This is a genomic window from Staphylococcus pasteuri (genome assembly GCF_003970495.1).
Taxonomy (GTDB): Bacteria; Bacillota; Bacilli; order Staphylococcales; family Staphylococcaceae; genus Staphylococcus; species Staphylococcus pasteuri.
The window spans coordinates 42322-62017 of sequence record NZ_RXWW01000011.1 but is presented as its reverse complement, the minus strand read 5'-3'; the positions used below and the strand labels follow the sequence as shown (position 1 = coordinate 62017).

Below are 19696 nucleotides of genomic sequence, written 5' to 3'. Positions count from 1 at the left end.
AAAAGTTCAGTTCATTTCTACTTAGAAATCTAGGTTGGCATAGACTGCGTTATCTTCGATAAATTGTCTACGATTTTCAACAACATCTCCCATTAACATTTCAAATGTTTGGTCGGCATCAATCGCATCTTCTAAAGATACTTGAAGCATTGCACGATGTTCTGGATTCATTGTTGTTTCCCATAATTGATCAGCGTTCATTTCACCAAGACCTTTGTAACGTGCAATTGACCATTTAGGTGTTGGATTCAATTCTTCTTTTAATTTATCTAATTCTCTCTCGTTAAAGACGTAATATTTTTGTTTACCTTGTGTTAATTTAAACAATGGCGGTTGTGCAATGTATACATAGCCCGCTTCTATAAGTGGTCTCATAAAACGATAGAAGAATGTTAATAATAATGTTCTAATATGCGCACCGTCTACATCGGCATCTGTCATAATAATAATTTTATGATAACGTGCTTTTGAAATATCAAATTCTCCGCCAATACCTGTACCAAATGCAGTAATCATAGAACGAATTTCATTGTTATTTAAAATACGATCTAAACGTGCTTTTTCAACGTTAAGGATTTTACCTCTTAATGGCAATATTGCTTGTGTACTTGAGTCACGTCCTGATTTTGTAGACCCACCGGCAGAGTCACCTTCGACAATAAATATTTCACTTTCTTCTGGGTTTTTACTTGAACAATCAGCAAGTTTACCAGGTAAACTTGAAATTTCTAAAGCTGATTTACGACGTGTGACTTCACGTGCTTTTTTAGCTGCTACACGCGCACGAGATGCCATAATACCTTTTTCAACAATAATTCTAGCCACATTAGGATTTTCATATAAGAAACGTTCAAAGTATTCAGCAAATAATTTATCTACTACTTGACGTACTTCTGAGTTACCTAATTTCGTTTTAGTTTGACCTTCGAATTGAGGATCACCATGTTTGATAGAAACAATAGCTGTTAAACCTTCACGTGTATCCTCACCTGAAAGTCTATCTTTATCTTCTTTGATAATTTTACTACTCATACCATAACTGTTTAGTACACGTGTTAATGCTCGTTTGAAACCATCTTCATGTGTACCACCTTCATAAGTATGAATGTTATTAGCATATGTTAATAAGTTAGTTGCGTAGCCTTTATTATATTGCATCGCAATTTCTACTTCGATATCGTCTTTAGATTGATGAATATAAATTGGCTCACCGTGAATCGGTTCTTTATTTTCATTTAACATTTCTACGTAAGACTTAATACCACCTTCATAGTGATATGAGTCTTGTCTTATTTCATCTTCATCACGTTCGTCAGTTAAAGTGATTTGAATTCCTTTGTTTAAGAAAGCTAATTCACGAATACGTTGTTGTAATGTTTCATAGTTGTAAACAGTTGTCTCAGTAAAGATACTACTATCTGCTTTAAAACGAATGACTGTACCTGTCTTATCAGTGCTACCAACTTCTTTTAAATCAAATTGTGGTACACCTTTTTTATAAGCTTGGTGGTAAACTGTTTCGTTACGATGTACATATACTTCTAAGTCTTCTGATAAGGCGTTTACTACAGATGACCCAACACCATGTAAACCACCTGAGACTTTATATCCACCGCCACCGAATTTACCTCCGGCGTGAAGTACAGTTAAGATAACTTCAACTGCTGGGCGTCCCATTTTCTCTTGAATATCAACTGGAATCCCACGTCCATTGTCAGTAACTTTAATCCAATTATCTTTTTCAATTGTTACGTTAATTTCATCAGCATAACCTGCTAATGCTTCGTCAATACTATTATCAACAATTTCCCATACTAAGTGGTGCAATCCTCTTTCTGAAGTTGAACCGATATACATACCAGGTCGTTTACGAACCGCTTCCAGTCCTTCTAGTACTTGGATCTGGCCAGCACCATAATTATCATTGTTGTTTACATCTGACAATGTATTCACCATCACTTTCTGTTACTTTATAATTTCACCTTGATTAATACGGTATAACTTAGCGTTATTCATGATTTCATGATCAATACCGTCTACGGATGTCGTAGTTACAAATGTCTGTACTTTATGTTGAATTGTGCTTAATAAATGTGTTTGTCGAGAATCATCTAGCTCACTTAACACATCATCTAATAATAAAATTGGATATTCTCCAACTTCTATATTCATTAATTCAATTTCTGCTAGCTTAATAGACAATGCAGTTGTTCTCTGCTGTCCTTGTGACCCATATGTTTGTGCATCCATGCCATTAACATTAAAACCTAAGTCATCACGATGAGGTCCAAACAGACTTACACCGCGGTCTTTTTCTCTTTGAAGATTGTCATTAAGTAACGCCAACACTTCTTCAAGCATTTCTGATTCCGATTGGTCATGGTTGCTTATTTTCAAACTTGGTAAATATTTGAGCGCTAATTGCTCACGCTCGTTTGTAATACCTGCATGTATGGGTTGAGCTAATTGTTCTAATTCTTTAATAAAATGTTCTCGACGTAACGTTACCTTCAACGCATACTCTGCAAATTGCTCATTTAAGACTTCTAGCATAGTTGTGTCAGTCTTATTTCCAATTTGTAATTGTTTAAGGTAATTATTCTTTTGTTTTAAAATACGTTGATATTGAGAAAGGTCGTTTAGATAGACAGCTGAAATTTGTCCCAACTCCATGTCTATAAAACGACGACGTACTAGAGGTGCTCCTTTAACGATGTTTAAATCTTCTGGCGCAAAAAGCACCACATTTAGATGTCCGATATATTGTGTTAGTCGGCTTTGCTCTAAGTGGTTAACTTTAACTTGCTTACCTCTTTTAGTAATGAACATCGTTAGTGGCATTGTGCCATGTCTATAATTTAGCTCACCTTCTATTTTAGCATACTCAGAATCAAAACGTATGAGTTCCTTATCATTTGAAGTTCTATGGCTTTTTGCCAAAGCTAAAGTGTAAATTGATTCAAGGAGATTCGTCTTTCCTTGTGCATTCTCGCCAATGAGAATATTCACTTCAGGATGACAATCGATTGTAACTTCTTCATAGTTACGATAGTTTTCCAATTGGAGTGTATTTAGTTTCATTGTTCACCTTGGTGAATGATTAAAAAGGCACCTGTATCTTCAGGTAATTCAAGTATATCGATACGGTCATGATGTTCTAATTTTTTGCCACGTCTTACTTCACGTTGCCCATTGATTAAAACTTCGAAATCTTGTAAGAACCATTTCGCTTGTCCACCTGATTCAATAATACCTTCTGTTTTCAGAAATTGACCTAAAGTAATGTCACCTTCTACAACAACTTCTTGAATCAAATTCATCACTCCATTTCTTTTTATGTCATTAATATATTATACCTGTTTTGCGCTTAAATTTCATGTAAAACAAAGAAAGTAAACGTTTACTTAATGTGATAATTTTCTATTTTTATTTTTAAAGCACATTTTAATACGATTTTCGAGAGTTACATTATCTTTTTTTAATTTTAAAGGCAATATTTGCTTCGTTTTTTCTGAAACGATAAATTCCTCCTAAAATTTTTTTCTTAAGCTTATACAGAGGCTCACACACTTTAAAACTCAAATAAAATAAAAAAGCTGAGACAAATATTTGTGTCTCAGCTTTTTTACTTTTGATCTATAACATATTTTAGTAAGTACGAATCGGTAATATAAGTTGTGTTACTGAATCGTCATCTTTCGGTTTTAAGATAAATGGTTTCATCGTACCGAAGAATTCAACTTCAACTTCGTCATTATCAATGGCTTTTAAGGCATCCATCATATATTTTGAGTTGAAAGAAATTTTAAGATTTCCACCTTCAACATCAGTTGCTGTCACTTCTTCTTTAACAGTACCGATTTCTGGAGATGTTGAAGACAATTCAACTAATTCGTTTCCAGTACTTAACTTGATAACATTATTGCCGCCTTCTCTTGCTAATAATGAGGCACGATCAATTGCGTGATAGAACTCACCGTTGTTAATACCTAACTTAATTTCATAGTTTTCAGGGAACAAACGAGTTGTATCAGGATAATGACCTTCAAGTAAACGAGAAATGAAATTGACATGTCCTACTCTGAATAACACTTGGTTAGACGCAAAGAAAATATCAATATCTTCGTCAGTGTCACTCATAATTTTATTTAATTCAGATAATGCTTTACCTGGAATGATGACATTTTTGTTTTCAGATGTATCTTCTAATTTCAACTTTCTTACAGCCAAGCGGTGTGAGTCAGTTGCTGTGCATATTAATTCATTATCTTGTATAAGCCAGTTCACACCAGTTAGTACTGGGCGTGTTTCTGAGGTGGACACTGCAAAATTCGTTTGTGCAATGATATTTTTTAATACTTTTACAGATAATTGAATTGCATCATCTCTAGATACCTCAGGTAATAATGGATATTGATCTGGATCTAAACCACTTAAGTTAAATTCAGAATGACCTGATGTAATTAGTGTTTGGAATTGTTCATTAGTAGATAATTTAACGTCTTTTCCTGGTAACTTTTTGATAATATCAACGAAGAAACGACCAGGAAGTACGACTGAACCAGTTTCTGATATATCTACAATATCTTCACCATCTACTTGTTTAGGGATTGAGATTTCAATTGAGATTTCAGAATCTGAACCAGTTAAGATGACTTCATTATCTTTAGCATCGATTTTAATACCTGTAAGTATAGGTAATGTAGTTCTTGGTGAAATAGCTTTTAGTGTATCGTTTAATTGATTAATAAAATAATCTCTTTTAATAGTGAATTCCATCATTAAAATTTAAACTCCTTCCAGTCGTTTATATATAATTATATAGGTTTTAAATTCATAGTAATAGTAGTAGGGCTTGTGAATTAGTGGATAAGTGACATTAAGTCTGATGTGCCAAAGTTATACACATGTGGATAAAGTGTGTATACTGTGTACACCTTTTCAACATTGTCCACAATCCACAAGTTGATTATCTCTGTTAGCTTTATAAAAGAAAAAATAAGCGAAATAAAATATTCGATGTAATTATTCCCTTTTAGAGTTAAATTCAATCTTAAATTATAGCTGTATTATAACAGCTTAATATTTAAAATTATTTCCCAACTATTGATTTCTAATTTCTTTCTCTAAATTCTCTACTTCTTGTTTGAATGTTGGATCTGCTTTAATATCATTTACAATTTTTTCGTGAGCGTGAATCACAGTAGTATGATCACGACCGCCGAACTCTTCCCCAATCTTAGGTAATGAGAAATCTGTTAGTTCTCTTGAAAGATACATCGCGATTTGTCTTGGATAGGCAATGGATTTAGTACGTTTTTTAGCACTAAAGTCTTCAATACGTACATTGTAGTATTGACCTACCACTTTCTGAATATCTTGAATTGTAATCTTTTTAGATTTAGGTGCTTGAATAATATCTTTTAAAGCTTCAGCAGCTAATTCAGTTGTTATTGGTTTACCTTGAAGTTGTGAATAAGCCAACAAACGTGTTAGTGCACCCTCGAGTTCACGAATATTGGATTGAATTTGATTAGCAATATAGTTTAGAGATTCCATTGGTATATCTAAATTTTCTTCTTCTATCTTTTTCTGTAAAATAGCCATTCGTGTTTCGTAGTCTGGTGGTGTGATATCCACAATTAAACCCCACTCGAAACGTGAACGAAGTCTATCTGATAGTTTAGAGATTTCTTTAGGTGGGCGATCGCTTGAAATAACTATTTGTTTACTATTATTATGTAGCTCATTAAATGTATGGAAAAATTCCTCTTGGGTTTGTTCCTTATTTTGGATGAACTGAATATCGTCGATTAATAATACGTCGATATTACGGTATTTCTCTCTAAATGCATCACCTTGATTATCACGAATAGATTTAATAAATTCATTCGTAAATTTCTCACTAGATGTATAAATCACATTAGCATTAGGATTATTACTTAAAACATGATGCCCAATCGCATGCATAAGATGGGTCTTTCCTAATCCAACTCCACCATAAATAAATAAAGGATTATATGCTTCTGCTGGTGCTTCAGCTACGGCTAAACTGGCTGCGTGTGGGAAGCGGTTGCCTGGACCAATAACAAATGTATCAAACGTATTATGTGTATTAAATTGTTCGATACCACCTGGGTTTTCAACATTATGTGAAGTTGTTTGTTCTTTAGTAGAAGTTGGTTCAGGTTGTTTTTGATCTGGGTTCATATATTTAGACAATTCTTCTTCAGTTATAAAATGTGGTTTAACCTCATAACCAATGACGTCATATATGATGCTTTGCATAATCTCACTATATTTTTGATTTAGCCAACTCGCATTAAATGATTCACTTACTAATACGATGGCTTCGTCATTTTGGAGTGAATAGAGTTGCGTATCTTTTACGAAGGTATCAAAGCTTATTTTTGAAATTCGTTCTTTGGCAAGATCTAATACTTTTTCCCAAATTTCTTTTTCAGACATAAATAACTCCATCTTTCTCAAAAATTTTTAGTTATACACAAAAATAACAGCCGTGGATAAAAATAATCACAGCATGTTAATAATTATCCACAAGTTAATCACAGACAGTGGATAACTTAATTCATACTATGATTTGTTCACAGACTTTTTGTATATAAATCTAATAAATAAATCCTTATAAAATCAATGATTAAACGACTTATCCACACAATTATACTTTTTCAGTCAGATAGATGTCAAATGACTGTGAATATGTTCGTAAAAGATGTGTAAACTTGTGCATAGTATAGTAATTATCCACACAGAAAACACGAATCACTGTTGATAAGTGGATAACTCAACGTCATACTTATTAATAATGAAAACAAGGGACTATAACAGTTTGGGAAATAATTTATAAAGCTGTATGAAAAATGAATATGAATAAGAGGCTATGTTTTTAAGGAAATAAAAAATCACTAATTACGGTTAAGATTAAATCGTAATAGCGTATTTAAAATGAGCTTGCTTTATAAGTAGTAATTTGTTATATTGTAGTAGTTGCTTGAAATATGACTAGATAATAAGTATATTAAACCAAGAATTTCTTATAGCAGTCAGTCAATAAGAGGTATCTCTTATATATAAGTTTTGTTGCTATTACATTAATAGTTACACACTTTAACAATTTATCTATCTATGAAATTTATCAGGAAGTTTAATCCTGGAGATGTTAGATAACTTAATAAAGATGGAGGTGTTTTGCATGGTAAAACGTACTTATCAACCAAATAAACGTAAACATAGTAAAGTTCATGGTTTCAGAAAACGCATGAGCACTAAAAATGGCCGTAAAGTCTTAGCGCGTCGTCGTCGTAAAGGCCGTAAAGTATTATCTGCATAAGATCACTGACTCATCAGTGGTCTTTTTTTTCGTTTAGAATAAGAAAAGCTAACTAACTTTAGACAAATGATACAACTAGACTTCAATTGAAATCAGCGTTTTCCCGATAAATGCTGGTTTATTTTTAGTTAAAAAATGAAATGAGTTATAATAATGCAGTAAGAGAATTTAATAAGCGAGTGATGTTTGGTGGAAAAAGCGTACCGTATAAAAAAGAACTCAGATTTTCAAAAGATATATAAAAAAGGAAAGTCTGTTGCAAATAGACAATTTGTTGTATATACCTATGACAATAGTGAACAAGAACATTTTCGCTTAGGCATTAGTGTTTCAAAAAAGATAGGAAATGCTGTCACAAGAAATAGAATTAAGAGAGCGATAAGAGAAAATTTTAAAGTTCATAAACAAGATATGATCTCGAAAGATATTATAGTTATTGCAAGACATCCTGCAAAAAATATGTCGACATTAGAAATACAAGGAAGCTTAGAACATGTTCTCAAAATAGCTAAAGTATTTAATAAGAAGATTAAGTAGGGTAGGGGAAAGAAAAAAGGGACGGACTTTTAGACGTACATCAGTCTAACCTCAGACAACCCTAAGTCTAACCTGTCTATTTAAAAACAAGATAATAGCTTTTTAAAAAGAAACAATTTACAATATAATATTGAAAATTTACTTGAATAAGGAGGCCAGCCTAACAATGGATTTTGATACAATAACTAGTATTTCAACGCCAATGGGTGAAGGTGCAATTGGTATTGTGAGACTCTCAGGTCCACAAGCAATTGAAATTGGCGATAAGTTATATAAAGGTAAGAAAAAATTAGCAGAAGTAGATTCACATACAATTAATTACGGTCATATTATTGATCCGGATACTAATGAAACAGTTGAAGAAGTTATGATTTCAGTTTTAAGGGCACCTAAAACTTTTACTAGAGAAGATATCATCGAAATCAATTGTCATGGCGGTATATTAACAATTAATCGTATTTTAGAATTAACAATGACACATGGTGCACGTATTGCTGAACCAGGTGAATATACAAAACGAGCTTTCTTAAATGGAAGAATTGACTTATCTCAAGCAGAAGCAGTAATGGATTTTATTCGTTCTAAAACAGATCGTGCTTCTAAAGTGGCGATGAATCAAATTGAAGGTCGTTTAAGTGATTTAATTAAACGTCAACGTCAATCAATATTAGAGATACTCGCCCAAGTAGAAGTGAATATTGATTATCCTGAGTATGACGATGTAGAAGATGCAACCACAGAGTTTTTATTACAACAATCTAAACGTATAAAACAAGAAATTAATCAATTACTAGAAACAGGTGCTCAAGGTAAAATTATGAGAGAGGGGCTCTCAACTGTTATTGTAGGTCGACCAAACGTAGGTAAGTCTTCCATGTTAAATAACCTTATTCAAGACAATAAAGCGATTGTGACTGAAGTAGCTGGTACCACACGTGACGTACTTGAAGAATATGTTAACGTCAGAGGCGTACCATTACGATTAGTAGATACAGCAGGTATTCGAGATACTGAAGATATTGTTGAAAAAATAGGTGTTGAACGATCCCGTAAAGCACTTAGTCAGGCAGATTTAATCTTATTTGTATTAAATAATAATGAAGCATTAACAGAAGATGACCAAACATTATATGATGTCGTTAAAAATGAAGATGTCATTGTTATTATCAATAAAACAGATTTAGAAACGAATTTAGATATAAATGAAGTAAAAGAAATGATTGGTGACACACCATTAATTCAAACGTCTATGTTAAAACAAGAAGGTATTGACGAATTAGAGATACAAATCAGAGATCTATTCTTTGGTGGAGATGTTCAAAACCAAGATATGACATACGTATCAAATTCACGACATATTTCATTACTTAAACAAGCAAGACAGTCTATTCAAGATGCGATTGATGCGGCAGAATCTGGTATTCCGATGGATATGGTACAAATCGATTTAACACGCACTTGGGAAATACTAGGTGAAATTATAGGTGAGTCAGCAAGTGACGAACTTATCGATCAATTATTTAGTCAATTTTGCTTAGGAAAATAAGGATTTACATGATTAAAGGCAGTCAAAAATAAAATCAAAATGTGAGATGTATATAGATTTACGATTAATAAGGAGGTTAAACAATTGGTTCAAGAATATGATGTAATTGTAATTGGTGCAGGCCATGCAGGTATTGAAGCAGGTTTAGCATCAGCAAGACGTGGCGCTAAAACATTAATGTTAACAATCAATTTAGATAATATCGCTTTTATGCCATGTAACCCATCTGTTGGCGGCCCAGCTAAAGGAATAGTTGTACGTGAAATAGATGCATTAGGTGGACAAATGGCAAAAGCAATAGATAAAACGCATATCCAAATGCGTATGCTGAATACTGGTAAAGGACCTGCTGTAAGAGCATTACGTGCCCAAGCAGATAAAGTACTATACCAACAAGAAATGAAAAATGTCCTTGAAGACGAAGAAAATTTAGATATCATGCAAGGTATGGTAGATGAATTAATTATTGAAGATGAAGAAGTTAAAGGTGTACGTACAAATATTGGTACTGAATACCGTTCTAAAGCTGTTGTTGTAACAACAGGTACATTCTTACGCGGTGAAATCATTCTTGGTAATATGAAATATTCAAGTGGTCCTAATCACCAATTACCATCTGTGACATTAGCAGATAACTTAAGAGGATTAGGTTTCGAAGTTGTACGATTTAAAACAGGTACACCACCACGTGTAAATTCTAAAACAATTGATTATTCAAAAACTGAAATCCAACCAGGTGATGAAGTTGGACGTGCATTCAGTTATGAAACAACTGAATACATTTTAGATCAATTACCATGTTGGTTAACTTATACAAATGATAAAACGCATCAAGTTATTGATGATAACTTACATTTATCAGCAATGTACTCAGGTATGATTAAAGGGACTGGACCAAGATATTGTCCTTCAATTGAAGATAAATTTGTACGTTTCAATGACAAACCACGTCATCAACTATTCTTAGAGCCAGAAGGACGTAATACTAATGAAGTTTATGTACAAGGACTTTCAACAAGTCTACCTGAACATGTTCAAAGACAAATGTTAGAAACAATCCCAGGCCTAGAAAAAGCAGACATGATGCGTGCAGGTTATGCTATTGAGTATGATGCAATTGTTCCAACTCAATTATGGCCAACACTTGAAACTAAAAAAATTAAAAACCTTTATACTGCAGGTCAAATCAATGGTACTTCTGGTTATGAAGAAGCGGCTGGACAAGGTATTATGGCAGGAATTAATGCTGCTGCGAAAGTATTAGGTAAAGAGGAAGTTATCTTAAGTCGTTCTGACGCTTATATCGGCGTTTTAATTGATGACTTAGTAACTAAAGGAACTAACGAACCATATCGTTTATTAACATCACGTGCAGAATATCGTTTATTGCTACGTCATGATAATGCTGATTTACGCTTAACTGATTTAGGTTATGAATTAGGTATGATTTCTGACGAACGTTATGAAAAATTCAACCATAAACGTCAACAAATTAAAGATGAAATTCAAAGATTAACTGAAATTCGTATTAAACCAAATGAACATACTCAATCTATAATTGAAGCAAATAATGGTTCTAAACTTAAAGATGGTATTTTAGCAATTGATTTATTACGCAGACCAGAAATGACTTACAATACTATTCTAGAAATTTTAGAAGAAGACCATCAATTACCTTCAGATGTTGAAGAACAAGTTGAAATTCAAACTAAATATGAAGGTTACATCAATAAATCATTACAACAAGTTGAAAAAGTAAAACGCATGGAGAAAAAGAAAATACCTGAAGACTTAGATTATAGTAAAGTGGATAGCTTAGCTTCTGAAGCAAGAGAAAAATTAGCTGAAGTTAAACCATTAAACATTGCACAAGCATCAAGAATTTCAGGTGTAAATCCAGCAGATATTTCAATTTTACTTGTGTATTTAGAACAAGGTAAACTTCAAAGGGTGAATCAATAATGAGTATAGAATGGCTATCTGAGAAATTAAAAGAACACGACATCGAATTATCTAACACTCAAAAAGAACAATTTCAGACATATTATCAGTTACTTGTTGAATGGAACGAAAAAATGAATTTAACAAGTATTACCGATGAACATGGTGTTTATTTAAAACATTTTTATGATTCCATTACACCTAGTTTTTATTACGACTTTAATGGACCATTAACTTTATGTGATGTGGGTGCAGGTGCAGGTTTCCCTAGTATTCCATTGAAAATTATTTTTCCTGAATTAAAAGTTACTATTGTTGATTCATTAAATAAACGTATTCAATTTTTAAACCACTTAGCAGATGCTTTAGGACTACAGGATGTAAGTTTTGTTCACGATCGCGCAGAAACATTTGGTAAAGGAGACTACAGGGAGTCTTACGATATCGTTACTGCTCGTGCTGTAGCCCGTTTAACAGTACTAAGTGAATTATGCTTACCATTAGTTAAAAAAGGCGGACAATTTATAGCTTTAAAATCATCTAAAGGCGAAGAAGAGTTAGATGAAGCCAAGTTTGCGATTAATGTGTTAGGTGGTAACGTGAAAGAGACGTTTAACTTTGAATTACCAGAAGATGCAGGAGAAAGACAAATGATTGTCATTGATAAACGACGACAAACATCTAAGAAATACCCGAGAAAACCCGGTACACCCAATAAATCCCCTTTACTTGAAAAGTAAGATGTGATGATATAGAAATAAATGAGAGGGAGCGAATGGATTATGAAGAAACCTTTTTCAAAATTATTTGGTTTAAAAAACAAAGATGACATCATGGGTTCTATTGAAGAAGACCGAAATAATAATGTTGAGTCCATTCATATTGAACGTATCGTACCTAATCGTTATCAACCACGACAAGTATTTGAACCAAGTAAAATCAATGAACTTGCTGAATCTATTAAAGAACATGGATTATTACAGCCGATTGTAGTAAGACCAATCGAAGAAGATATGTTTGAAATCATTGCTGGTGAACGTAGATTTAGAGCAATGCAATCTTTAAATATGTCTCAAGCAGATGTGATTATTCGCGATATGGATGATGAGGAAACTGCAGTTGTTGCACTTATTGAAAATATTCAACGCGAAAACTTATCTGTCGTTGAAGAAGCGGAAGCCTATAAAAAACTACTTGAACTTGGTGATGTGACACAAAGTGAATTGGCTAAAAGTCTTGGTAAGAGCCAAAGCTTTATTGCTAATAAGTTACGTTTACTTAAATTAGCACCTAATGTTATTACACGATTAAGAGAAGGTAAAATAACAGAACGCCATGCTCGAGCTGTCCTTGTACTATCACATGAAGATCAAGAAGAATTGATTGAACAAGTCATAGCACAGAAATTAAATGTGAAACAAACAGAAGATAAAGTTCGCCAAAAAACTGGTCCTGAAAAGGTTAAAGCTCAATCATTCCAATTTTCACAAGATGTGACACAAGCGCGAGATGAAGTAGGTAAAAGTATCGAAGCTATACAACAATCAGGTTTATATGTTGAACAAAAAGATAGAGATCATGATGATTATTATGAAATTAAAATAAGAATATATAAGAAATAGCGATAACTCCTTTTGTCTGTAACTGACGGAAGGAGTTTTTTTGTTGAAACAAATTTAGAAAAGACCTAATGGACGGCTGTAGCAAACGTTAATAATTAGAAAATTAGGTATATTTATTTTAATCTTTACAAGATAGTAGGACAGTTTTAAACTAAAAGTAAACGAAACGTTTCGTTTAATAATTAGCAAAGAAGGATTATTGTGTTCGGAATATCTATTTCAAGTGCGATACTTCATTTTGTCATTGGTGGGTTTGCAGTAGCATTAGCTTCTATTATTGCTGACAAAGTTGGTGGTAAATTAGGAGGTATAATAGCAACAATGCCTGCAGTCTACTTAGCAGCAGTAATAGCATTAGCTATAGATCATCGTGGAGATTCGCTCGTTAAAATGTCTATGCATTTAAGTACAGGTGCCATTGTCGGTATTATCTCTTGCATTTTAACTGTATTTTTCACCTCAATTTTTATAAAAAAGAAAGATTATAAGAGTGGTACAGTATTTGCCGTATTATGTTGGTTTATTATTTCTGTAGCTATTTTTATAGTCAGACATTTATAAAAAGGGAGGTACATTTTTGATGAAATTAACAATAATTAAGTTTTTAGTTGGAGGCTTAGCAGTATTAGTCAGTTACATCGTATCAGTAGTACTTCCTTGGAAAGAATTTGGAGGTATTTTTGCTACGTTTCCTGCAGTCTTTTTAGTGTCTATGTTTATATCTGGTATGCAATATGGAAATAAAGTAGCTATGCATGTCAGTAGAGGTGCGATCTTCGGAATGACTGGTGTTTTATTCAGTATATTAGCTACATGGGGCATGCTAAAGGTAACAAATATTTGGTTGCTTAGCATTATTGTTGGATTTATAGTATGGTTTGTTAGTGCATTTATAATATTTGAAATCGTGGAAGTCATTGCACGAAAAAGAAGGGAAAAATATGGCTGGAAGACCGAAAGACCCAACAGTAAATAAAAAAATTTATCAAGAAATTAATCGTTTATTAGAAACAACACATTTTAAAGATATGACCATTGATCAGATTGCTGAAAATACAAGTGTATCAAAGGCAACAATTTATCGTCGATGGAGAGACAAAGAATCAATGATTGTTGATATGTTTGTCGACCAATCACGTATTATTGAGCCAGAATTCGATACTGTATTTGATAATTTATATGACTTTTTAATAAAAATAATGAACATCTATAAGACACCTTTAGGTAGTGCAGTGATAGAAATTCTAATTAGTAATCAGCAAACTGAAGCAAAAGATAAGTTTATGAAAGAATACTTTGAACGTAATAGAAGTATTTTAAAGTCAATTATTAGTAAGGATATTGATGAAGCGGACCAAGATTTATTTATAGATATTATTTTTTCACCTATTTATTTTAATATTTTAATTAAACCGCAATCATTAACTAAAGAGTATATAGAAAATATGTTGAACATTGCTTTAAAAGCTTATGATATATAATTTTACGACGTCCTTGATAGAGGGCGTTTTTAATTTGTCTAGAATAAGGGGATAGTCTAAAGGAAGTCTTATGAAAGCTATTTTAAAGAGATAGATTATCGCAATTCGATTAACTATACTCATACATAAATATATCCTGAGACACTTTCCTATGTCCCAGGATAATTAATTTTATTGCATGTTAGCTAAGCCTTTCATAGATTCTGTAAACGCAGCTCCTCCTAGCGTAAAGCCAACCATCACGATTAAGGCAATGACTGCCCAAATAATAGATGCTTTTTTAGAAAGTTTACTTGTACCGTAATAAACTGTAAAAATAACATAGGCAGCTAATAAATTCGATAAACTAAAGGCGGCTAAATAATTATTACCCTTGTCGAATATATTCAGGCTATCTAATTGAGTTTCTGGAATTGTAAGACCAAATAATGCTTGTATCGCATAAACAATAATTGAAAATGAAGTTGTAATGATTAAGTAAGAGATAGATGCAGAAAAAATATGTATTGCTTGTGCATCAGATTTCATAATTTTAGAGATAACTAAGAAAATAACAAATGTGATTAATAATCCTAGGATAAGACCACCAATTGATTGTCCAATAGTAACTGCTAAATTGAATTGGTTTTGTTTATCAATTTCAGATTGGCTCATTCCCATATCTTTGAGCATTTTGGTGTTGTCAGTTATATGTGCAGTTAAAAGTCCTAAAATAATAGATAACACAATAAGTACAATTAATTTCACTATCCATTTAGGATTTTGACGGATTTTTCTAAAGTGATCAACAAAAGGTAAGTTAGAACTTGTCGCTTCTTCAGTCTGTGCTGCATTAGATTGTTCCATTTATGTATCTCTCCTTTTTTAATATTTATTAACAGAATAACATTGTTAACTAATATTTAAAATATCAATTTTTATTTTGAATAAGTATAATAAATAGACTAAGTAAAAATAATATTAAAAACATTTCATTAATCTCAAACTTAAAAATAACTTAAATATCCTTAAATTCAATATATATAATAATTAAAGTGTGTTATCATGCAAAATATAATACATTTTAAGGAGCATAGGATATGAATAAGAAACTATTATGGAGTATTATTGGCGTGGCAATTATCTTACTTCTTATCATTGCCGCATTTATCGCAAAGCAATCAACAAGCTCTGACGATAAAGATAGTAAGGGATACGATACATATACAGTTAAAAAAGAAACACCGATTAGTTTGGAAGGTAAAGCATCTCCCAAATCAGTCAAAACATATAACAACAATAGCCAAATAGGCACATTCCAAAGTCCTGCCGTAGACGATGGTCAAAAGGTTAAACAAGGCGACCGTCTCTTAAGCTACGACACGAATAATAGTAAACGCCAACAACTCGCAAATAAAGTTGATCAAGCACAACAACAAGTGAACGATGATTATCAAAAGGTCAATCAAAGTCCAAACAATAATCAACTACAGTCTAAATTGACGCAAGATCAAAGTTCACTCAATGAAGCACAACAACAATTATCACAACATGATAAACAAATGAATGACAGTATTTATGCATCATTTGACGGTAAGGTAAATATTAAAAATGGTGAAGATGCTGGTGATGGTCAACCTGTTCTACAATTGATTTCAGACAATCCACAAATTAAATCAACGGTTACTGAATTTGATGTCGATAAAATCAAAGAGGGTGACGAGGTTGATGTAACCGTGAATAGTAACGGTAAAAAAGGCAAAGGTAAAATCCTTAAAGTAGATGAACTACCAACTAGCTATGATGATAGCGCGAGTGGTGAATCAAGTGGAGCTCAGGCAAGTGCTGGAGGTCAAGGCGAAGATAGTGAAGAAGGCGCAAGTGCAGCCCAAGCTTCTAATCCAACAGTTAACAATCCTTCTGGTGGTAAAGAAGGAGACACGTCTAAATATAATGTTATTATTGGTGATTTAGACATCCCTGTACGTGCTGGATTCTCTATGGATGCTAAAATTCCTTTAAAAACTAAGAAATTACCTAATAATGTGTTAACAAAAGATAATGATGTGTTTGTAGTAGATAAACATAATAAAGTTCATAAACGTGATATTAAAATTGATCGTAGTAATGGCCAAATTATTGTGAAAAAAGGACTTAAAGCAGGTGACAAAGTCATCAAAAATCCTAAAGGTAATCTAAATGATGGAGAAAAAGTTGAGGTGTCATCATGATTGAATTGAAAAAAATCAATCGACACTTCAAAAATGGTGACGAAACGAATCATATCTTAAAAGATATTGATATCCATATTGATGAAGGCGAATTTATTGCTATTATGGGACCATCCGGTTCAGGTAAGAGTACCCTCATCAATATCCTTGGATTTATTGATCGTGGTTATGAAGGTGAATATCTTTTTAATGGTGAAAATTATAAAAAAAGTTCAGATAATAAACTCGCAACCATTCGTAATCACACAGTAGGATTTGTCTTCCAAAACTTTAAGCTTATTCAAAATAATACAATTCTTGAAAATGTCAGCATCCCACTCATATACAACGGTATGGGTAGTAAAGAACGTAAAGACAAAGTATTGAAGGGATTAGAAGATGTTGGCCTTCACAACAAGGAAGACTTACTTCCCAATAAATTGTCAGGTGGTCAACAACAACGTGTAGCTATCGCAAGAGCCATTATCAATGAACCTAAGTTTGTCATTGCTGACGAACCTACAGGGGCTCTTGATTCAAAAACATCAAAAGACATTATGGATTTATTCGTAACGTTAAATAAAGAAAAAGGTACAACCATGATTATGGTAACCCATGATCGTGAGGTCGCTAACAAAGCGGATCGTATCATTCACATTTTGGATGGTCGTGTGAAAGAGGAAGAGGTGTTGGCGCATGAGTAACTTTTCTAATATTTTGTCTGTCGCCTTTCGCTCTATTTTAAAAAATAAACGCCGTAATATCTTTACGATGATAGGGATTATTATCGGTATTGCTGCTGTTATTACGATTATGGCATTGGGTAATGGTTTCAAAAAGACAACCAATGAACAATTTGATGATGCAGGTGCAGGTAAAGACCAAGCCATGATTACTTATATGACAGAAGATATGAGTGCACCTAAAGACAACCCGTTTAAACAAGAAGATCTCAGTGTTGTAGAACAAGTTAAAGGTGTTAAAAGCGCGAAAGTAAAGGAAAGTAAAGATAGTACTTATGCCGCTAAAATTACAAATACTCATGGAAGTGGCGATGTTGATTTGAAAAAGGCGAGCCATGTATCAGATGTCGATCATGGGCATGGTTTTACAAAAGATGATAATGACACACAGGAAAAAGTTGTGGTTATAGATAATAAAGTCGCTAAAAAAGTCTTTCATAATGCAGATAGTGCGGTAGGAAAATCAATTTATATTAATGGGGAAGGCTTTAAAGTCGTTGGTGTTGGTGATGCAAGCGGCCAAGATGCGAGTGGCATGCCTCTCGAAACGGTTGTTCAAATGCCAACGAAAACAGCTGACCATTATATGAGTAACCTGTCTCAAGGAACACCTCAAATACAAGTAAAGGTCAATGATGGCGAAGATAAAAAAGAGATCGGTAAAAAAGTTGAAAAAGAACTGAATAAAAAAGGAACTGGTGTTTCAAATGGCCAGTATAGTTTTAATGATAACGAAGAAATGATGAAAAGCATTGGTAAAGTCTTAGATACCATCACATACTTTGTGGCAGCAGTCGCAGGTATTTCACTATTTATCGCAGGTATTGGTGTCATGAATGTGATGTATATTTCTGTTACAGAACGAACAGAGGAAATTGCGATACGTCGTGCCTTCGGTGCTAAAGGACGAGACATTGAAATACAATTCTTAGTTGAAAGTGTCGTACTTTGTCTACTCGGTGGTATTATTGGATTAATTCTAGGCATTATCATTGCCACAGTGGTCGACATGGTAACACCAGATATGGTTAAAAGTTCAGTTAGTATAAGTTCAGTCATCTTAGCTGTAGGCGTATCAACGCTTATTGGTGTTGTCTTCGGTTGGATACCAGCCCGCGCAGCCTCTAAAAAAGAATTAATAGATATTATTAAATAATAACATTTCAATTTTAACTAAATATATGAAAAGTTCGTCACAATTATCATTTGTGGCGAACTTTTTCTACTCCAATTATTACAATATAAATAATATTTTCTGAGATACAGTATTTATTTTTATAACTAAAAATTAACAAGTTTGTATGAGATGTATTTATGTTTAATTAACATTTTATCTATATTAATTAAATCGCTGTAATGCCACCATCTATAACAAATTCTGAACCTGTAGAGTAAGAAGCCTCATCGGATGCTAAGAAACAAACCATGTTTGACACTTCTTCAACTTCAGCTATACGTCGCATTGGTATTTGTTTAGCAAATTCATCGACGGCTTCTTTAACATCTTTTTGTTGAATCATAGGTGTATTAATAACACCTGGGTGAACAGAATTTACGCGAATATTATACGGCGACAATTCATGTGCTGCAGCTTTAGTCATACCTCTTACTGCAAATTTTGTATCAGTATAACCAATGGCACCTCCAACTAATCCATCAATAGAAGAAATATTGATAATGGCACCACTTTGTTGTTCTTTCATGACTTTAGCTACTGATTTGATACCTAAAAAGACAGAGACTTGGTTAATATTAACAATCTTCATATAATCGTCTAGTGTTAAAGACTCTAAAGGCTTGTTATAAGTCATACCTGCATTATTAACTAGAACATCAATTTTCTTCCACTTTGCTAAAACAGTTTCAATTACATTTTGCCAATCATCCTCACTAGTTACGTCATGCTTGATAAAAAGAGCATTAGAGCCTAAAGTTTTGGCTAATTCATTTCCTTTTTCCTCATTGATATCAGTGATAACGACTTTAGCACCATGTTCTATAGCTTTTTTTGCGTGCATTTCTCCCATACCTTGAGCGCCACCAGTAATAATCATTACCTTATTATTTAGCTTTTGCATATTGTTATTCCTCCTTAAAAATGCGACATCCCTTTATATGAAATAATTATAAAAATTATTATAAATAAAGTGTAATACTAACTAAAAGTTAGGATGATTTTTGTTGTGTAAATCCTTATTGTTTGAAATTTTACCTGTTATAAGTACAATGCTTTTAACTGTTTATATAATGGGAAATAATATATTGTATATAATCATAGTAACAACA

At 32.9% G+C, this 19696-nt stretch carries 19 protein-coding genes; 12 read left to right on the top strand and 7 right to left on the bottom strand.

Annotation, left to right across the window (positions count from 1 at the left end):
* Window positions 1-21 precede the first annotated feature (21 nt).
* The 5 genes from gyrB to dnaA form a co-directional block, all read right to left on the bottom strand.
* On the bottom strand, window positions 22-1956 hold the full coding sequence (gene gyrB, locus CD121_RS01495; RefSeq protein WP_026083451.1) for a DNA topoisomerase (ATP-hydrolyzing) subunit B: 1935 nt from the start codon (window positions 1954-1956) through the stop codon (window positions 22-24).
* A gap of 9 nt (window positions 1957-1965) precedes the next feature.
* Complete coding sequence (gene recF, locus CD121_RS01490) at window positions 1966-3081, bottom strand: DNA replication/repair protein RecF (RefSeq protein ID WP_108000074.1); 1116 nt, start codon at window positions 3079-3081, stop codon at window positions 1966-1968.
* The gene (yaaA, locus tag CD121_RS01485) at window positions 3078-3323 is read right to left on the bottom strand and encodes a S4 domain-containing protein YaaA (protein ID WP_176745273.1); all 246 of its coding nucleotides are present in this window, start codon (window positions 3321-3323) and stop codon (window positions 3078-3080) included. Before yaaA ends, recF begins: the two co-directional genes overlap by 4 nt.
* Before the next feature lie 325 nt (window positions 3324-3648).
* Window positions 3649-4782: a DNA polymerase III subunit beta gene (gene dnaN / locus CD121_RS01480; RefSeq protein WP_017636724.1), complete on the bottom strand. Its 1134-nt coding sequence runs from the start codon at window positions 4780-4782 to the stop codon at window positions 3649-3651.
* Window positions 4783-5103: 321 nt separating this feature from the next.
* The gene (gene dnaA, locus CD121_RS01475; protein WP_017636723.1) at window positions 5104-6468 is read right to left on the bottom strand and encodes a chromosomal replication initiator protein DnaA; all 1365 of its coding nucleotides are present in this window, start codon (window positions 6466-6468) and stop codon (window positions 5104-5106) included.
* A 745-nt stretch (window positions 6469-7213) separates the two neighbouring features.
* Between dnaA and rpmH the strand changes: the two genes are divergently transcribed.
* The 9 genes from rpmH (at window position 7214) to CD121_RS01430 (ending at window position 14478) form a co-directional block, all read left to right on the top strand.
* Entirely contained in the window at window positions 7214-7351 is a 138-nt protein-coding gene (gene rpmH, locus CD121_RS01470; RefSeq protein WP_000240855.1) for a 50S ribosomal protein L34, read from the top strand.
* Between the two features lie 189 nt (window positions 7352-7540).
* Window positions 7541-7888, top strand: coding sequence for a ribonuclease P protein component (gene rnpA / locus CD121_RS01465; protein ID WP_017636722.1), 348 nt, complete (start codon window positions 7541-7543; stop codon window positions 7886-7888).
* Between the two features lie 166 nt (window positions 7889-8054).
* The gene (mnmE, locus tag CD121_RS01460) at window positions 8055-9434 is read left to right on the top strand and encodes a tRNA uridine-5-carboxymethylaminomethyl(34) synthesis GTPase MnmE (RefSeq protein WP_029056640.1); all 1380 of its coding nucleotides are present in this window, start codon (window positions 8055-8057) and stop codon (window positions 9432-9434) included.
* Window positions 9435-9518: 84 nt separating this feature from the next.
* On the top strand, window positions 9519-11396 hold the full coding sequence (mnmG, locus tag CD121_RS01455; protein WP_029056639.1) for a tRNA uridine-5-carboxymethylaminomethyl(34) synthesis enzyme MnmG: 1878 nt from the start codon (window positions 9519-9521) through the stop codon (window positions 11394-11396).
* A complete protein-coding gene (gene rsmG, locus CD121_RS01450; protein ID WP_017636719.1) occupies window positions 11396-12115 on the top strand; it encodes a 16S rRNA (guanine(527)-N(7))-methyltransferase RsmG in 720 nt (239 codons plus the stop codon). Before mnmG ends, rsmG begins: the two co-directional genes overlap by 1 nt.
* A gap of 42 nt (window positions 12116-12157) precedes the next feature.
* On the top strand, window positions 12158-12997 hold the full coding sequence (gene noc, locus CD121_RS01445; RefSeq protein WP_017636718.1) for a nucleoid occlusion protein: 840 nt from the start codon (window positions 12158-12160) through the stop codon (window positions 12995-12997).
* Between the two features lie 201 nt (window positions 12998-13198).
* Window positions 13199-13558 carry a DUF3147 family protein gene (locus CD121_RS01440; protein WP_108000078.1) on the top strand — a complete coding sequence of 120 codons (360 nt, stop codon included), beginning with the start codon at window positions 13199-13201 and terminating at the stop codon, window positions 13556-13558.
* A gap of 19 nt (window positions 13559-13577) precedes the next feature.
* A complete protein-coding gene (locus tag CD121_RS01435) occupies window positions 13578-13973 on the top strand; it encodes a DUF3147 family protein (protein WP_029056637.1) in 396 nt (131 codons plus the stop codon).
* On the top strand, window positions 13939-14478 hold the full coding sequence (locus tag CD121_RS01430) for a TetR/AcrR family transcriptional regulator (protein ID WP_029056636.1): 540 nt from the start codon (window positions 13939-13941) through the stop codon (window positions 14476-14478). The genes CD121_RS01435 and CD121_RS01430 overlap by 35 nt, the downstream gene beginning before the upstream one ends.
* Window positions 14479-14649: 171 nt before the next feature.
* On the opposite strand, the gene CD121_RS01425 is transcribed toward CD121_RS01430, so the two are convergent.
* Window positions 14650-15324 (bottom strand): YIP1 family protein, encoded by a 675-nt coding sequence (locus CD121_RS01425; protein ID WP_126567327.1) that lies wholly within the window; start codon window positions 15322-15324, stop codon window positions 14650-14652.
* Between the two features lie 233 nt (window positions 15325-15557).
* On the opposite strand from CD121_RS01425, the gene CD121_RS01420 reads away from it, so the two are divergent.
* Genes CD121_RS01420 through CD121_RS01410 form a run of 3 tightly spaced genes read left to right on the top strand, consistent with a single transcriptional unit; the run spans window position 15558 to window position 18566 of the window.
* Window positions 15558-16688: an efflux RND transporter periplasmic adaptor subunit gene (locus CD121_RS01420; protein ID WP_126567326.1), complete on the top strand. Its 1131-nt coding sequence runs from the start codon at window positions 15558-15560 to the stop codon at window positions 16686-16688.
* Window positions 16685-17371, top strand: coding sequence for an ABC transporter ATP-binding protein (locus CD121_RS01415; RefSeq protein WP_017636712.1), 687 nt, complete (start codon window positions 16685-16687; stop codon window positions 17369-17371). Before CD121_RS01420 ends, CD121_RS01415 begins: the two co-directional genes overlap by 4 nt.
* The gene (locus CD121_RS01410; protein ID WP_126567325.1) at window positions 17364-18566 is read left to right on the top strand and encodes an ABC transporter permease; all 1203 of its coding nucleotides are present in this window, start codon (window positions 17364-17366) and stop codon (window positions 18564-18566) included. Before CD121_RS01415 ends, CD121_RS01410 begins: the two co-directional genes overlap by 8 nt.
* A gap of 187 nt (window positions 18567-18753) precedes the next feature.
* On the opposite strand, the gene CD121_RS01405 is transcribed toward CD121_RS01410, so the two are convergent.
* Window positions 18754-19488 carry a glucose 1-dehydrogenase gene (locus CD121_RS01405; protein WP_029056632.1) on the bottom strand — a complete coding sequence of 245 codons (735 nt, stop codon included), beginning with the start codon at window positions 19486-19488 and terminating at the stop codon, window positions 18754-18756.
* Window positions 19489-19696 lie beyond the last annotated feature (208 nt).

Excerpts from the sequence above, each read along its gene's own strand:
- dnaN (WP_017636724.1), bottom strand. The coding sequence starts at position 4,782 with ATGATGGAATTCACTATTAAAAGAGATTATTTTATTAATCAATTAAAC.
- recF (WP_108000074.1), bottom strand. The coding sequence starts at position 3,081 with ATGAAACTAAATACACTCCAATTGGAAAACTATCGTAACTATGAAGAA.
- CD121_RS01420 (WP_126567326.1), top strand. The coding sequence starts at position 15,558 with ATGAATAAGAAACTATTATGGAGTATTATTGGCGTGGCAATTATCTTA.
- CD121_RS01410 (WP_126567325.1), top strand. The coding sequence starts at position 17,364 with ATGAGTAACTTTTCTAATATTTTGTCTGTCGCCTTTCGCTCTATTTTA.
- CD121_RS01415 (WP_017636712.1), top strand. The coding sequence starts at position 16,685 with ATGATTGAATTGAAAAAAATCAATCGACACTTCAAAAATGGTGACGAA.
- gyrB (WP_026083451.1), bottom strand. The coding sequence starts at position 1,956 with ATGGTGAATACATTGTCAGATGTAAACAACAATGATAATTATGGTGCT.
- dnaA (WP_017636723.1), bottom strand. The coding sequence starts at position 6,468 with ATGTCTGAAAAAGAAATTTGGGAAAAAGTATTAGATCTTGCCAAAGAA.
- rsmG (WP_017636719.1), top strand. The coding sequence starts at position 11,396 with ATGAGTATAGAATGGCTATCTGAGAAATTAAAAGAACACGACATCGAA.
- CD121_RS01430 (WP_029056636.1), top strand. The coding sequence starts at position 13,939 with ATGGCTGGAAGACCGAAAGACCCAACAGTAAATAAAAAAATTTATCAA.
- mnmE (WP_029056640.1), top strand. The coding sequence starts at position 8,055 with ATGGATTTTGATACAATAACTAGTATTTCAACGCCAATGGGTGAAGGT.
- CD121_RS01425 (WP_126567327.1), bottom strand. The coding sequence starts at position 15,324 with ATGGAACAATCTAATGCAGCACAGACTGAAGAAGCGACAAGTTCTAAC.
- noc (WP_017636718.1), top strand. The coding sequence starts at position 12,158 with ATGAAGAAACCTTTTTCAAAATTATTTGGTTTAAAAAACAAAGATGAC.
- rpmH (WP_000240855.1), top strand. The coding sequence starts at position 7,214 with ATGGTAAAACGTACTTATCAACCAAATAAACGTAAACATAGTAAAGTT.
- CD121_RS01435 (WP_029056637.1), top strand. The coding sequence starts at position 13,578 with ATGAAATTAACAATAATTAAGTTTTTAGTTGGAGGCTTAGCAGTATTA.
- CD121_RS01405 (WP_029056632.1), bottom strand. The coding sequence starts at position 19,488 with ATGCAAAAGCTAAATAATAAGGTAATGATTATTACTGGTGGCGCTCAA.